The sequence below is a fragment of the Acinetobacter pittii ATCC 19004 = CIP 70.29 genome (genome assembly GCF_000369045.1).
Taxonomy (GTDB): Bacteria; Pseudomonadota; Gammaproteobacteria; order Pseudomonadales; family Moraxellaceae; genus Acinetobacter; species Acinetobacter pittii.
Map to the genome: position 1 here is coordinate 210748 of NZ_KB849786.1, position 13916 is coordinate 224663.

At 39.1% G+C, this 13916-nt stretch carries 14 protein-coding genes; 9 read left to right on the forward strand and 5 right to left on the reverse strand.

Annotation, left to right across the window (positions count from 1 at the left end; translation table 11 throughout):
• The first annotated feature begins 13 nt into the window (after nt 1-13).
• Both F928_RS05350 and F928_RS05355 read left to right on the forward strand, forming a co-directional pair.
• Entirely contained in the window at nt 14-688 is a 675-nt protein-coding gene (locus F928_RS05350) for a DNA-binding response regulator PmrA (protein ID WP_002116411.1), read from the forward strand.
• A gap of 23 nt (nt 689-711) precedes the next feature.
• Nucleotides 712-2046 carry a two-component system sensor histidine kinase PmrB gene (locus F928_RS05355; RefSeq protein ID WP_005072863.1) on the forward strand — a complete coding sequence of 445 codons (1335 nt, stop codon included), beginning with the start codon at nt 712-714 and terminating at the stop codon, nt 2044-2046.
• 1 nt (nt 2047) lies between these two features.
• Here F928_RS05355 and F928_RS05360 read toward each other — a convergent pair whose 3' ends face one another.
• Complete coding sequence (locus F928_RS05360; RefSeq protein WP_005064477.1) at nt 2048-2758, reverse strand: phosphatase PAP2 family protein; 711 nt, start codon at nt 2756-2758, stop codon at nt 2048-2050.
• A gap of 69 nt (nt 2759-2827) precedes the next feature.
• On the opposite strand from F928_RS05360, the gene F928_RS22315 reads away from it, so the two are divergent.
• The gene (locus F928_RS22315) at nt 2828-2962 is read left to right on the forward strand and encodes a hypothetical protein (RefSeq protein ID WP_014207507.1); all 135 of its coding nucleotides are present in this window, start codon (nt 2828-2830) and stop codon (nt 2960-2962) included.
• Between the two features lie 94 nt (nt 2963-3056).
• Here the strand turns inward: F928_RS22315 and F928_RS05365 are convergent, their stop codons facing one another.
• The gene (locus tag F928_RS05365; RefSeq protein ID WP_005072865.1) at nt 3057-4244 is read right to left on the reverse strand and encodes an ammonium transporter; all 1188 of its coding nucleotides are present in this window, start codon (nt 4242-4244) and stop codon (nt 3057-3059) included.
• A 304-nt stretch (nt 4245-4548) separates the two neighbouring features.
• Nucleotides 4549-5433, reverse strand: a complete 885-nt coding sequence (locus F928_RS05370) for a LysR family transcriptional regulator (RefSeq protein ID WP_005072867.1) — start codon at nt 5431-5433, stop codon at nt 4549-4551.
• Nucleotides 5434-5550: 117 nt separating this feature from the next.
• Here F928_RS05370 and F928_RS05375 point away from each other — a divergent pair, with 117 nt between their 5' ends.
• The 3 genes from F928_RS05375 (at nt 5551) to F928_RS05385 (ending at nt 8334) form a co-directional block, all read left to right on the forward strand.
• Complete coding sequence (locus F928_RS05375) at nt 5551-6456, forward strand: AEC family transporter (protein WP_005072869.1); 906 nt, start codon at nt 5551-5553, stop codon at nt 6454-6456.
• 95 nt (nt 6457-6551) lie between these two features.
• A complete protein-coding gene (locus tag F928_RS05380) occupies nt 6552-7568 on the forward strand; it encodes a hypothetical protein (RefSeq protein ID WP_005072871.1) in 1017 nt (338 codons plus the stop codon).
• Nucleotides 7569-7755: 187 nt separating this feature from the next.
• On the forward strand, nt 7756-8334 hold the full coding sequence (locus tag F928_RS05385) for a class I SAM-dependent methyltransferase (RefSeq protein WP_005072874.1): 579 nt from the start codon (nt 7756-7758) through the stop codon (nt 8332-8334).
• Between the two features lie 65 nt (nt 8335-8399).
• Here F928_RS05385 and valS read toward each other — a convergent pair whose 3' ends face one another.
• On the reverse strand, nt 8400-11297 hold the full coding sequence (gene valS, locus F928_RS05390) for a valine--tRNA ligase (protein WP_005072876.1): 2898 nt from the start codon (nt 11295-11297) through the stop codon (nt 8400-8402).
• 196 nt (nt 11298-11493) lie between these two features.
• Here valS and F928_RS05395 point away from each other — a divergent pair, with 196 nt between their 5' ends.
• From F928_RS05395 to F928_RS05405, 3 genes are read left to right on the forward strand one after another with little or no spacing between them, the layout of a single operon-like run.
• The gene (locus F928_RS05395; RefSeq protein ID WP_002116504.1) at nt 11494-12165 is read left to right on the forward strand and encodes a hypothetical protein; all 672 of its coding nucleotides are present in this window, start codon (nt 11494-11496) and stop codon (nt 12163-12165) included.
• A 25-nt stretch (nt 12166-12190) separates the two neighbouring features.
• A complete protein-coding gene (locus F928_RS05400) occupies nt 12191-12997 on the forward strand; it encodes an SDR family NAD(P)-dependent oxidoreductase (protein WP_005064503.1) in 807 nt (268 codons plus the stop codon).
• A 53-nt stretch (nt 12998-13050) separates the two neighbouring features.
• Nucleotides 13051-13485, forward strand: a complete 435-nt coding sequence (locus F928_RS05405) for a nuclear transport factor 2 family protein (RefSeq protein WP_002116099.1) — start codon at nt 13051-13053, stop codon at nt 13483-13485.
• Here the strand turns inward: F928_RS05405 and F928_RS05410 are convergent.
• Nucleotides 13482-13916 (reverse strand): YbjQ family protein, encoded by a 435-nt coding sequence (locus F928_RS05410; protein WP_005072879.1) that lies wholly within the window; start codon nt 13914-13916, stop codon nt 13482-13484. The genes F928_RS05405 and F928_RS05410 overlap by 4 nt on opposite strands.

Below are 13916 nucleotides of genomic sequence, written 5' to 3' on the forward strand. Positions count from 1 at the left end.
GCGAGCCTAGAACATGACAAAAATCTTGATGATTGAAGATGATTTTATGATTGCAGAGTCAACAATAACGTTGCTGCAATATCATCAATTTGAAGTGGAGTGGGTCAATAATGGCTTAGACGGTCTGGCTCAGTTGGCTAAAAATAAATTCGATTTAATTCTTTTGGACTTAGGGCTACCTATGATGGATGGCATGCAAGTCTTAAAGCAAATTCGCCAAAGAGCAGCAACTCCCGTCTTAATTATTTCAGCGCGAGATCAGTTACAAAACCGTGTTGATGGCTTAAACCATGGTGCAGATGATTACTTGATCAAACCATACGAGTTTGATGAGTTACTTGCCCGTATTCATGCGCTATTACGCCGTAGTGGCGTAGAGGCTCAGCTTGCGAATCATGAGCAACTATTACAAAGTGGTGATCTGGTTTTAAATGTTGAACAACATATTGCCACCTTTAAAGGACAGCGTATTGATTTGTCTAATCGTGAATGGGCAATTCTGATTCCTTTAATGAGTCACCCAAATAAAATCTTTTCTAAAGCAAATCTTGAAGATAAGTTATATGATTTCGATAGTGATGTAACCAGTAATACGATTGAAGTATATGTGCATCACCTGAGAGCTAAACTCGGGAAAGACTTTATCCGAACTATTCGAGGATTGGGTTACCGTTTAGGGCAATCGTAACTTAATTTTGGAACTTCTTAACAGTGCATTATTCATTAAAAAAACGACTGATTTGGGGCACCTCAATTTTCAGTGTCATCTTAGGTTGTATATTAATTTTTAGTGCGTATAAAGTTGCACTGCAAGAAGTTGATGAAATTTTAGATACGCAAATGCGTTATTTAGCTGAGCGAACAGCTGAATATCCATTAAAAACGGTAAGCAGTGAGTTTGATTTTCATAAAACTTATCATGAAGAAGATCTATTTGTAGATATTTGGGCTTATAAAGATCAAGCCCATTTATCACACCATCTCCATTTATTGGTTCCACCTGTTACACAAGCTGGCTTTTACTCACATAAAACCAGTAACGGCTTAATCCGTACCTATGTTTTACCGTTAAAGGATTACCAGATTCAGATTAGCCAGCAAGAAAAGGTTCGTGAGGCTTTTGCTTGGGAACTTGCAGGTAGCATGTTCATTCCATATTTGATTATCTTACCATTTGCGATTTTTGCTTTAGCTGCAATTATTCGTCGTGGGCTGAAGCCCATCGATGACTTTAAAAATGAACTGACTCATCGTGATTCAGAAGAACTGACACCTATTGAAGTTGTAGATTATCCTCAAGAATTGTTACCCACAATTGATGAAATGAACCGTCTTTTTGAGCGCATTTCTAAGGCACAAAACGAGCAAAAACAGTTTATTGCAGATGCAGCCCATGAACTCAGAACCCCTGTGACTGCTCTGAATTTACAAACTAAAATTTTAATCAGTCAGTTTCCTGAGCAGGAATCGTTGCAAAATTTGAGTAAAGGATTAGCGCGTATTCAGCACTTGGTGACACAGCTTTTAGCGCTAGCTAAGCAGGATGTATCTTTAAGTGTGATTGAACCGACGAGGGCTTTTCAGCTTAATGATGTCGCTTTAAATTGTGTTGAACAGCTTGTTAATCTGGCTATGCAAAAAGAAATCGATTTAGGGTTTGTTCGTAATGAACCAATTGAAATGCATAGTGTCGAACCAACAGTTCATTCAATTATTTTTAACTTAATTGATAACGCAATCAAATACACGCCTCATGAAGGGATGATTAATATTTCTGTTTTCACTGCTACAGATGGCGATGCGTGTATACAAATTGAAGATAGCGGCGCGGGGATCGACCCAGAACATTATGATAAAGTTCTAAAACGTTTTTATCGTGTACATCATCATCTTGAAGTGGGGAGTGGTTTAGGTCTATCCATTGTTGACCGAGCAACTCAACGTTTAGGTGGGACTTTGACACTAGACAGAAGTTTAGAGCTTGGTGGACTTTCGGTTTTGGTTAAACTTCCAAAGATTTTAAATGTTCACGAAACAAGGACTTGAGTTAGACAAGTTCTTGTTTGATTCGTTTTTCAAACTCAAAGCGATGAATACAAACGGTATAAAATAAGATATTTACGGCCCAAATGACCCAACCAGTCCATAAATTATGACTCAAGAAATGTGCTCCACGCATCATTTGTGCCCATCCCATCATAAAGCCTAATAAAATGCCTGAAATGAGATAAAAATAGGCACGTTTGGGTTGTTCAAGACGATAAACAAAATAACCTGTCATTAAAATAAAGCCAGCGCTTGCATGTCCACCCGGAAAGCAATGCCCATGTTTCGCAGTAAAGTCCCAAATATAGCCACCTAAGCTGTTAGGATGAACCATATTCCAAGGGCAGGCATGAGCAGATTGTGATTTTAAGAGACCAACCAGTGCGCTGCCAACCATGCTCACGAAAAACATATAACCATATTGCCAGCGATAAAGCTTTAATTTCTCAACTTTAAATGATGCAAGCCATAGACCCAAAAAGATGACATAAATGCCAGTAATGATCTGTTTTACAATTTCATGATTAAGTCTTTCTAGATACCAATTGTCTCGATTGAAAAAATGACCTGTTGAATCAATCCAAGGCTGGATGAGGTACATATCAATTTTCCCACCCACTGGAAAAACAATTAAAAGCAGAAAAAAACTGAAAAACAGAAGAATGATATTAATCTGGAAAAATTGTTTTTGCTGATTCATGCCATGCAACATCAATTAGATTGTGAGTAAAGGCATTACATAAAATAAAACTTAAATTGCTCTTAAACTAAATTTAATTTCGTGACCAAAATGATAAGTGAGTGTATCCATTCACAACCTGTTGAGCATAAGAAGTTTAAAGTTTTTGCAAACTATTTGAATAGTAATAAACAAGGAACAGGTTTTGTGAATGGAAATGGTTTTGGTCTTGCGTAGCTTTAGACGCTACTCATGCCGAAACAAAAGTAACGTAATTGACTGATGTTATTTGCTATTACAGAAGAAAAGACTCTGTCGTGCCTACACAGCATTAAAACATACCTTCTTCAGAATTTGCTGAAATTTTATGAATAGACAAATCTGCACCACGGAACTCGTCTTCTTGAGATAAACGAATGCCAATGGTCGCTTTAAGTAAACCGTAAACAATAAAGCCGCCGACAAGCGCAATAGCGATCGCGAGCGCTGTTCCGATGAGTTGAGAGATGAATGAGACACCTCCTAAGCCACCAAGCCATTGTTGACCAAATAAACCTACTGCAATACCACCAAATGCGCCACATACGCCGTGTAAAGGCCATACACCTAACACATCGTCAACTTTAAGTTTGTTTTGAGTATAAGTGAATAGATACACAAACATAGCCCCAGCTGCACCACCAATCACAAGTGCACTGATTGGATGAACAATGTCAGAGCCTGCACAGATTGCGACTAAACCAGCAAGTGGGCCGTTGTGTAAGAAACCAGGGTCATTTTTCCCAATCGCATTGGCTGTAATTGTACCCCCAACCATTGCCATAAGTGAGTTAATGGCAACTAAGCCAGAAATAGCATCAACACGCTGAGCACTCATCACGTTAAAGCCAAACCAGCCGACAATTAAAATCCATGAGCCAAGTGCCAAAAATGGAATAGAAGAAGGTGGATGAGCACTTACACGACCATCTTTCTTATAACGACCAGAACGCGCACCCAATAGAATGACAGCAGCAAGTGCAATCCAACCGCCCATGGCATGAACTACGACTGAACCCGCAAAGTCGTGAAAAGCTGCGCCAAAGGTTGTTTCTAACCACTTTTGCAGACCGTAGTTGCCATTCCAGACTATACCTTCGAAAAATGGATATACCAGCGCAACTAAAGCGAGTGTTGCAATTGCTTGTGAACGCATTTTTGCACGTTCAGCAATACCACCCGAAATAATGGCAGGAATTGCCGCAGCAAAAGTAAGTAAAAAGAAGCAACGCATGAGGTTGTAGCCATGATCACTTGATAAAACCGTACCATCATGGAAGAAGTGCTGGCCATAAGAGATGTAGTAGCCAACAAAGAAATATGCGATTGCAGAAAGGGCAAAGTCAGTCAGAATTTTACTAAGTGCGTTCACCTGATTTTTATGGCGAACCGTACCAAGTTCCAAGAATGCAAAACCTGCGTGCATGGCAAGAACCAAAACAGCACCAAGTAATAAGAAAAATAGATCTACATTTTGCATAGCATGCTCGAAAAAAGTGCTAAATTCCATTTTGGAACAAATCTGGGTCTGTAAATTGCACCAAAATAGATTTAAGGAATCTAAAAACCTAAGTTTGTCGAAACAAACTCAATTGCATAAAAGTGAATATGCAATAAGCGCACCAATTTGGATTAAATAAGTGGTTTTTGGCGATAAATGGTGCGTTGATCTGGTTAAGATAGGGCAGTTATGGCGCTTTTTACGTTAAAAGTCATCTAATTCGCTTATAAAATGACCTGAAAGAGTTCGTGATCAAAGTTTAAAAAGAATTACCTATTTTTAATTAATGATCTGACCAAACCGATTGAGCAACTTCAATAAATGCTTTCACAGCAGGACTCATATGCTTTTTATTTTTGACTGCAAGGCCAATTGAGCGTTTAAGGTTCGGTTTAAAAGGGCGTTTAACTACGTTTGGATAAAGTGAGAGTAACTCTTTGGTGATGACCATATCAGAAACAATGGACACCCCTAATTGATTGTGAACCATGCTGACGATACTCAAAATTTGTGACACATAAAATTTGATGTCTGGTTTCACATTAAAGTTTTTTAAAATTAATTCGACCTGATATCTACTACCAGCCATTGTCATGATGAAAGGACAGTTTTCTAGTTGTGCTGGATCAATATAGAGTTGTTGTGCGAGCGGGTAGTGGCTCGGAATTAGGGCAACAAAACGATCTTCAATTAATGGGAATGTATCAAAACGCTCATCTGGCATAATCAAAAAACCAACTTCGATGCGCCGTTCTAATAGCCATTGAGCAACTTCTTTATCCTCACCTTCATCAATATAAATCTCGATTTTAGGGTAGCGTTGCCGAAAGGTTTCTAAAATTTCAGGTAATAGATAAATAGAGGATGAAGCCCCAAAAGACCCTATACGTAATGTTCCTTCATTTAAACCGTGGATGGCCGCCACTTCTTTTTCTAATGTATCGGAAATACTCAATAACTCTTTTACATGAGTAAGAAGCTGCTGACCTGTCGTGGTGAGTTCAATATCACTTTGGGTTCTTGAAATTAGGTTAATGCCCCATTGTTGTTCTAATGATTTAAGTGCATGAGAAACTGCCGACTGCGAAATTCCCAGCTTTTCTGCAGTAGCAGTGAAGCTTTTTAGTTCAGCAATGAGTGCAAAAATTTCAAGCTGGGTAAATGTCATATTGTACTTATTATGAGTAAAAACTCATTTTATCATGAGTTTTCATTATCTTTAATATATGAGTAAGCCAAGGTCATTGCTAAAAACATTAAGCCTCAACAAAACTCGAGTAAAGAAATGAATAGCATTGTTTTATCTCTTTTTCCTTTAGTTGCATTAATTGCATCGGGATACTTATTTAAAAAATATCGTTTTTTTAGCGATGAGTTCTGGGCTGGGGCAGAGAAGCTCAATTACTATATTTTATTTCCTGCTTTGCTTTTTAGTACGCTATCGACCGCGAAAATTGATTTACAAAGCTTGAGTACAGCCATTATTGCGATGTTAATTGTGGTTTTGGCAGTCACCGCCTTTTTATACATACTCCGAATGTTTTGGCACATACCGCCTGCACGTTTTGGTGTGCATGTACAAAGTATGGTTCGCTTTAATACCTATATTGGTTTGGCTTTAGTGACTTCGCTTTTTAAAAGTGAAGGAATGGCAATTCTGGCAATTTTATTGGCGCTTTGCATTCCGCTTGTGAATGTTATTTCGGTGCTTGCTCTAACCTCTAAAGAACACATGGCAATTAAACCTGTTTTGATTGCACTCCTTAAAAATCCTTTAATTGTATCTTGTGTGGTTGGGGCAGCAATCAATGCGCTTCATATCCCGATTTGGGAAGGCTTTACTCAGTTTATTAAGCTTTTTTCAGTGTCGAGTTTGCCACTAGGGTTGTTATGTGTTGGCGCAGCTTTACAGTTTATGCAAATTAAAAAAGACATTGTGGTATTGGCAGCAGACACGTTTGCACGACTTTTAGCAGTTCCTGCTTTGGCTTATATGGTCTGCATGTGGTTTGCTTTACCAAGTTTGCAAACACAAATTTTAGTTATTTTCTTTGCACTACCGACTGCTTCCGCTTCCTACATTTTAACCAAAGTTTTAGGTGGCGATAGTCAGCTCATGGCTGCCGTGATTAGCTTTCAAACTCTATGTGCTGCCGTGACTTTGCCAATGGTGATTTGGTGGATTTCTTAAAATATAAACTTTAGACTGACTCGTATTTAAAGAATGCTTTGCTACCTTCCTCATATAATTATTGCTACACTTTTTTCTTTTTCAGGTGGATGAGTATGTCCTTTGATCTCAAAGTGAGCCTGCAGCAGCGGTCTGAGCCGTCTGCACAGCAGAAAAAACTGAATCGCCTGATTGATAAAATAGAGCAACAAAAAGTTAGCCTGAGCACATGGCAAAATGCGCAAGCTGAGATTGAACAGCATATACGGCAAAAACTGATGCCTGTGTATGGCGATTTGCATGAAGTGTTATTCCAACAGTTAGAGCAACTTTGGAATATGTTACATAGCCATGAGTTTTCCAAAGCAAACATGCAACAACTAGACGAAAAAATTGCCCAGCTTGCACAAATGTTGAAGCGCTCCAAAATGCTATCTGCTGAACAGTTGGAGTTGGTGAAGCAGATTGATACCTTTTATCAGCAACATACACAAGAGTCGGTAAAAAAGAATAAAAAAACTCAGCCAATAAAATCTGAATATGAAGAAAGCACTGAGCAAAGTGCAGAATTTGATGAAGACTTTGAACAGTATGCGGCTGAGCAACATCAAGCGCGAGAACAAGCCAAACAGCAAAGACAACAACAAAAACGCGAACAAGCTGAGCAAATGGCAGCGCAGTCACTCAAAACAGTCTATTTAAAAATTGCCGCGATGATTCACCCAGACCGTGAACAAGATGAAACAAAGAAACAGGAAAAAACTGAGTTGTTTCAACAGGCAAGTCAGGCCTATGAAAAGCAGGATTTGTTTTATTTACTCAAACTCCAGTTACAGCTTGAACAGAATAAAGGGGTAGGCGCTAAAGAACTATCTGCTGAGCAGTTGCGGTTTTATAAACTGGCATTAGATGCACAAAGTCAGCAGCTTGAAAGCCAAATTGCTGAGATTTTAGATTCTTTTCAGTTAGCAAAAAATGTAAAAGCAGAGCATGTACATATTAGTGATGTTTATAAAGCTGTCGATGCTGATTGTGCTGAGTTAAAACAACAGTTGAAGTGGGAAAAAGAGCGTTTAAAGCATATGAAAAAGGTGAGTGGGTTAGAGATGTTGTTGGGGCATGGGGCGCTTTAATTATCTTTGATAAGCCTATTGGCGTATTCAACTTATGGCAGCAATAATTAGATTTATACTTTATTTGCTGCCATAACCATACTAGTGATGAGGTTGTGAGAGAGTAGCTTCTGAAATAAGAAATCGTTGAGATTGGATTTTTTATAAAATATAGTGTGGGAATTATAAAAATTAAAAGATCGGATTTATGAATGAAAAATTTATTCAATTATCAAGAGAACTTAAACATAGACCTATTTTAGAGAAGGCTTTAGGTCATTTTCCTAACTTACCTTTAATTGCTATAGATTGCGGCTGTGGCGCTGGCAATGAATCTGCTTATCTACTCTCAAAGGGATTTAATGTTCATGCTTTTGATATTTCAATTGATGCACAAAAAGTCTGTGCTGAGCGATTCAAAGATGACTCTAAATTTACTTTCTATCATGAATCTTTTGAAGACTTTAATTTCCCGTCTGCAAGCTTAATTATTGCTTCATCAAGTCTATTCTTTTGTGAGCCAAGCTATTTTTATAGTGTAATTAAACGAATTATAAATGCACTTCCTGATGGCGGAATTCTGGTAGTTGATTTATTGGGGACTCAAGATGAATGGGTTATTAGAGAACCTAAAAAATTTATAGGTTTTACGTACCAAGATATAGGCGATTTGTTTTTATGCGATTTTAATTTATTGTTTCATAAAGAAATTGATGAAAAATTACCTTTGCTGAGTGGTTATATAAAATCATGGCATCTTCATATACTGATTCTACAAAAAAAGTAATTTCTAAATATAGAAAAACCCAGAACCTGCTTGCACAGATTCTGGGTTTATTCGACTAAAAAAGCTTAAAACGCAGCAATTTGCTCCATGTTCGCTTTAACTTTCTCTAATTGAGCAGCAAACTCAGCAAGTTTGGCTTTTTCACCTTCAACAACAGCTGCTGGTGCTTTAGAAACAAAGCCTTCATTTGCAAGTTTGCCCGCGATTTGGTCGTGTTGCTTTTGGATTTTATCCAAGTCTTTTTGCAAACGAGCAAGCTCAGCTTTAGGGTCAATTAAGCCTTTCATTGGTACAAATACCGATGCATGGCTAACAACACTAGAGCAAGACAAAGGTGGTTCTTGGTCTTTATTCAAGAACTCAATGCTTTCAACTTTAGCCAATGCTTTGAACAACGCTTCAATACGAATAATTTGTTCACGTTCAGCATCAGAAGTGTTTTGAAGTAATACTGGCAACAAGCGTGCATTACCTAAGCCCAACTCACCACGAATGTTACGTACTGCACCAATCAAACCTTGAAGCCATTGCATGTCTGCTTCAGCTTGTTCATTGATTTTTGCTTGCTCAGGAATAGGGTATTGAGCAGTCATAATGGTTGGGCCACCTTGACCAAGCATTGGTGCAAGAGTCTGCCAGATTTCTTCTGTCAAATATGGCATAAGCGGATGAGCCAAGCGTAAAGAAGCTTCCATGACTGCAAGTAATACACGGCGTACTTCAGCTTTACGCTCTTCTGAAACTTCTGCATCATTCAGAACTGGTTTAGTTAACTCAACGTACCAGTCACAGTATTCATTCCAGATAAAGTCGTAAATCGCTTGAGCAGCAAGGTCTAAACGATACGTTGCAAACGCTTGATGTACAGCAGCTTCTGCTTTTTGCAAACGGCTGATAATCCATTGTTCTGGAAGTTCCCATAGATCAGGACGCGCTTCTTGACCAACAGTTTGGCCTTCAACATTCATCAAAACGAAACGAGTTGCGTTCCAGATTTTGTTACAGAAGTTACGGTAGCCTTCAACACGTTTTAAGTCGAACTTGATATCACGACCAGTGTTTGCAAGTGCACAGAACGTGAAACGAACTGCGTCAGTACCATAAGCATTAATGCCTTCTGGGAACTCTTTACGCGTTGATTTTTCAATCTTCGCTGCATCTTTAGGGTTCATTAGGCCAGTTGTACGTTTTGCAACTAAGCTTTCTAAATCAATACCGTCAATTAAGTCTAATGGATCAAGTACGTTACCTTTAGACTTCGACATTTTTTGACCTTCACCATCACGTACCAAGCCGTGAACGTAAACAGTCTTAAATGGAACTTGCGATGAACCATCTTCATTTTTCATGAAGTGTAGGGTCATCATGATCATGCGGGCAACCCAGAAGAAAATGATGTCAAAACCAGTCACCAACACATCTGTTGGGTGGAAGGTTTTTAAGAAATCATTTGCTGCATCTTTTTGTGCGTCGCCAGTCCAACCTAAAGTTGAGAATGTCCAAAGTGCAGATGAGAACCATGTATCAAGAACGTCTTCGTCTTGTTTAAGTTCAACGTCAGCAGCGATGTTATTTTTCGCGCGTACTTCTTCTTCGTTACGGCCAACATAGATGTTGCCATTCGCATCGTACCAAGCTGGAATACGGTGACCCCACCAAAGCTGACGTGAAATACACCAGTCTTGAATATCACGCATCCACGCCATGTACATGTTGCTGTACTGCTCTGGAACGAACTTAATGCGGCCATCTTGAACTGCTTCAATTGCAGGTTCAGCAAGCGGCGCAATTTTCACGTACCATTGGTCAGTCAGTAATGGCTCAATGATCACGCCTGAACGGTCGCCACGTGGCGCTTTTAAGTCATACGGTTGGATTTGATCTAACCAGCCTTCAGCTTCAGCTTGAGCAACTAGTTTTTTACGTGCAGCAAAACGTTCTAAACCAGCATATTCCGCAGGTGCAGTAATGGTTTTAGAAATTTGTTCGCCAGCTTTTGCAATATATTCAAACTCACCTAAAACTTCGGCGTTTTTGTTGAAGATATTAATGATTGGCAAGCTATTGCGTTTACCTAGGTCATAGTCATTGAAGTCATGAGCAGGGGTAATTTTTACACAGCCAGTACCGAAGTCTTTCTCAACGTAGTCGTCAGCAACGATCGGAATTAAACGACCTGTAATTGGCAATACAATGTTTTTACCAACAAGGTGCGCATAACGCTCATCTTCTGGATGAACGGCAACGGCAGTATCGCCCAGTAAAGTTTCAGGACGAGTCGTTGCAACGACTAAATAGTCTTTGCCGTCTTGAGTTTTAACAGATTTGTCTTCAAAGAAATATTTAAAGTGCCAAAGTGAGCCTTTTTCTTCTTTGCTTTCTACTTCAAGATCAGAAAGTGCTGTTTGCAGTTTAGGGTCCCAGTTTACAAGGCGCTTACCGCGGTAAATTAAACCGTCTTCGTGCAAACGAACGAATACTTCTTTAACTGCGTTTGATAAACCTTCGTCCATCGTGAAGCGTTCACGCGACCAGTCTACAGACGAACCTAAACGACGAATTTGTTTCGTAATCGTGCCGCCAGATTGTTCTTTCCATTCCCAAACTTTTTCGATGAACTTATCACGGCCTAAGTCATGACGAGTTACGCCTTGTAAGCCAAGTTGACGCTCAACAACCATTTGAGTTGCAATACCAGCATGGTCTGTACCCGGTTGCCATAAAGTGTTTTTACCCATCATGCGGTTATAACGGGTGAGGGCATCCATAATGGCATTGTTAAAGCCATGGCCCATGTGCAAACTACCAGTGACGTTTGGTGGTGGAATCATGATACAGAATGATTCACCGTGACCAGAAGGTTTGAAGTAACCTTGTTCTTCCCACGTTTTGTACCACTTCTTTTCGATCTCGGTTGGATCGTATGTGGTTGCAATATTTTGAGCGGTTTGAGCATCAGTCATAGTAGCTTAGATCGAATATGCATAAAAAATTGCATCTATTGTAGCAAAAAAATGCCTCGAAATTAATGTGCTGAAAACAGATAAACGGTTTTGTATTTTTTTCAAAAAACGGTAGATTTATGAAAGATGGATCACAATTTAATCGTGTGGCGACACGGCACAAAAATTACAAAAGAATTGAAAAAGGATGCTGCTGATGAGTTATGAAGTTTTTTTGAAAATTTCCGATTCGACTTATACCCAATTCGAGGCCATTCGGCAAAAACTACATGATGGAGTAAGCCAAAGTCAGGCAAAAGTTTTGGGGGATGTATTGTCTGACCTTTCTTGTGAAATTATTGAGCAGGTTTTTTCTGTGCTTTTACAGTCAGGAAATGCAAGCATGTCTCCAAAACAACAAGCTGAGTCTGAAAAAGTTATTCAGCAAGTTTTAGAGACTTTTCGAAAATACATGCCTTGGTCAGTTTCATTCTTTGGAAATGAACGTCTTTTACCTTTAGTTGACTACATGACATCTCTCATGAAAGAGCAAGGGCAGCAAGTTTATATTACCTATCCGGTCACACTTCAACTCGTACAACAAGCCGAAACCCTTACCCAGCAAATTCGTGACGGTAATATGCAAAGCATTACGGCTGCATTTGAAACGCTCATACAAATTGTGGATTTAGGCGTAACAAGCCTAGTACGTGAACCTAAAAAGCGTTTAAAATTTAATTTGGTTGTCGATAAAACTCTTAACGGAGTCATCAACATGACGACGCATTTGGGCTATAAACGTTTGGAAAAGTTAGGGACACAGGTCGATCAGACCACAGCAACTCATTATATCAACCACTTTTTGGCCTTCATGCACCAAGCAGCATAATTTAAAAAGATAATAGGAACATCACATGGCCAAACTTGATACTTTGCAAAATAAAGTGGTATGGATTACGGGCGCATCTTCTGGTTTGGGTAAGGCCTTAGCAGGGGAGTTGGCTTTACAAGGCGCAAAGCTGATTTTGACTTCGCGTCGTTTTGAAGAATTAGAAGAGGTTCGGGTTGGCTTATTAAATCCCGATCATCATTTGTCTGTGGTCGCAGATATTACTGATGAAAAGCAGGTTCAAGAGGCTTACAAGCAGATTTTAAAAGCGAAAGGCCGTATTGACTGGCTCATCAATAATGCAGGTTTGAGTCAACGTGCTTTAATTAAAGACACGACAATGGCAACCGAACGCGCCATCATGGAAGTCGATTATTTCTCACAAGTTGCGTTAACTAAAACCGTCCTACCGACCATGCTAAAACAAAAGTCTGGCCGAGTTGTATTTGTGTCGAGTGTAGCGGGTTTATTGGGTACACAGTACCGTGCAAGCTACTCGGCTGCTAAAGCAGCGATTCACATGTGGGCAAATAGTTTACGTGCTGAGGTCTCAGATCAAGGTGTCGAAGTTTCGGTTATTTTCCCTGGTTTTGTAAAAACCAATGTTTCTTTCAATGCACTCAATGGTGCAGGGGAACCTCAAGGCCATCAAGATGAAGCAATTGAAAATGGTTTAGAAGCAGATGTTTTTGCAGAGCAAGCTGTAAAAGCGTTAGTACAGGGTCAAGAATATATTGTTGTGGGTGGGGCCAAAGAAAAACTAGGTGTGATGGTTTCTCGGATGTCACCAAAACTTCTTTATAAAATGATTCGGAAAACAAAAGTAAAATAAAAAAGTGATTTTGCCGTGCTAAATTGGTGAAAAACCCGCATAGAAGGTTCACCATGGATCAGGATTATCACCGTATTTTAGAAGTCGTCACGCGTTTTCAATTGGTCTTTGATCAGAAAAATTGGGACGCTTTTGATGAGTTGTTGGCAGATCAACTTGAGGTGGACTATTTCCAATTTAGAGGAGAGCCTTTATGTGTCGTGTCTTGTCATGAATATAAAGGTTCTCGACAGCAAGCTTTATCCCATTTACGACTACAGCACAATTTGAGCAATCCTCTAATTCGGATTGAACAAGATCAAGCATGGCTAGAATGTAATTATCAAATTTACCGTTTTTCAGAAAATGATTATTTTCATTCTTTTGGTCGTTATTATTTTACTTTGGCGAAACAACAAGACCAATGGAAAATTACCCGAATTTGCCAACATTTAACTAAAAATATTGGCAATCCACGTATTCATTTTTCTGAGGTTGGGCAGTATTAATCTTTAACTGCTGTTCCATAAGCAAAAACTTCCACCATTCCGCCTTGCATTCCGAGTTCGGTTGTACTCAACCGAACTCCCATAATATGAGTAGCACCGACACTTTGAGCTTGTTGTTTTAAACGTACAATTGCCTCTCGGCGAGCACGCTCAACAATACTTTCATAACTGGTCAGTCTTCCGCCCAAAACATTTTTTATAGATGCCAATACATATTTAAAGTAATCATGAGAAATCACAACATTACTGCTAATAAAGTGGCCTAGCTGATCACTTGTTGCAAAACGATTGGTATCAATTCTGATATGGGCAAATTTTTGCTCTTTTTCTATAAGTTCATTCAAATGTTTTCGTTCAATATGGCGGCCAAAAGCCCAACCAATACTGAAAAGAATGAGAAAAATAACAAGCTGAAAAATAAGATTGTCCAT

Coding starts and splice junctions, on each gene's coding strand:
- F928_RS05350 (WP_002116411.1), top strand. CDS start 14: ATGACAAAAATCTTGATGATTGAAGATGATTTTATGATTGCAGAGTCA.
- F928_RS05360 (WP_005064477.1), bottom strand. CDS start 2,758: ATGTTGCATGGCATGAATCAGCAAAAACAATTTTTCCAGATTAATATC.
- F928_RS05365 (WP_005072865.1), bottom strand. CDS start 4,244: ATGCAAAATGTAGATCTATTTTTCTTATTACTTGGTGCTGTTTTGGTT.
- F928_RS05370 (WP_005072867.1), bottom strand. CDS start 5,433: ATGACATTTACCCAGCTTGAAATTTTTGCACTCATTGCTGAACTAAAA.
- F928_RS05375 (WP_005072869.1), top strand. CDS start 5,551: ATGAATAGCATTGTTTTATCTCTTTTTCCTTTAGTTGCATTAATTGCA.
- F928_RS05380 (WP_005072871.1), top strand. CDS start 6,552: ATGTCCTTTGATCTCAAAGTGAGCCTGCAGCAGCGGTCTGAGCCGTCT.
- F928_RS05385 (WP_005072874.1), top strand. CDS start 7,756: ATGAATGAAAAATTTATTCAATTATCAAGAGAACTTAAACATAGACCT.
- valS (WP_005072876.1), bottom strand. CDS start 11,297: ATGACTGATGCTCAAACCGCTCAAAATATTGCAACCACATACGATCCA.
- F928_RS05395 (WP_002116504.1), top strand. CDS start 11,494: ATGAGTTATGAAGTTTTTTTGAAAATTTCCGATTCGACTTATACCCAA.
- F928_RS05400 (WP_005064503.1), top strand. CDS start 12,191: ATGGCCAAACTTGATACTTTGCAAAATAAAGTGGTATGGATTACGGGC.
- F928_RS05405 (WP_002116099.1), top strand. CDS start 13,051: ATGGATCAGGATTATCACCGTATTTTAGAAGTCGTCACGCGTTTTCAA.
- F928_RS05410 (WP_005072879.1), bottom strand. CDS start 13,916: ATGGACAATCTTATTTTTCAGCTTGTTATTTTTCTCATTCTTTTCAGT.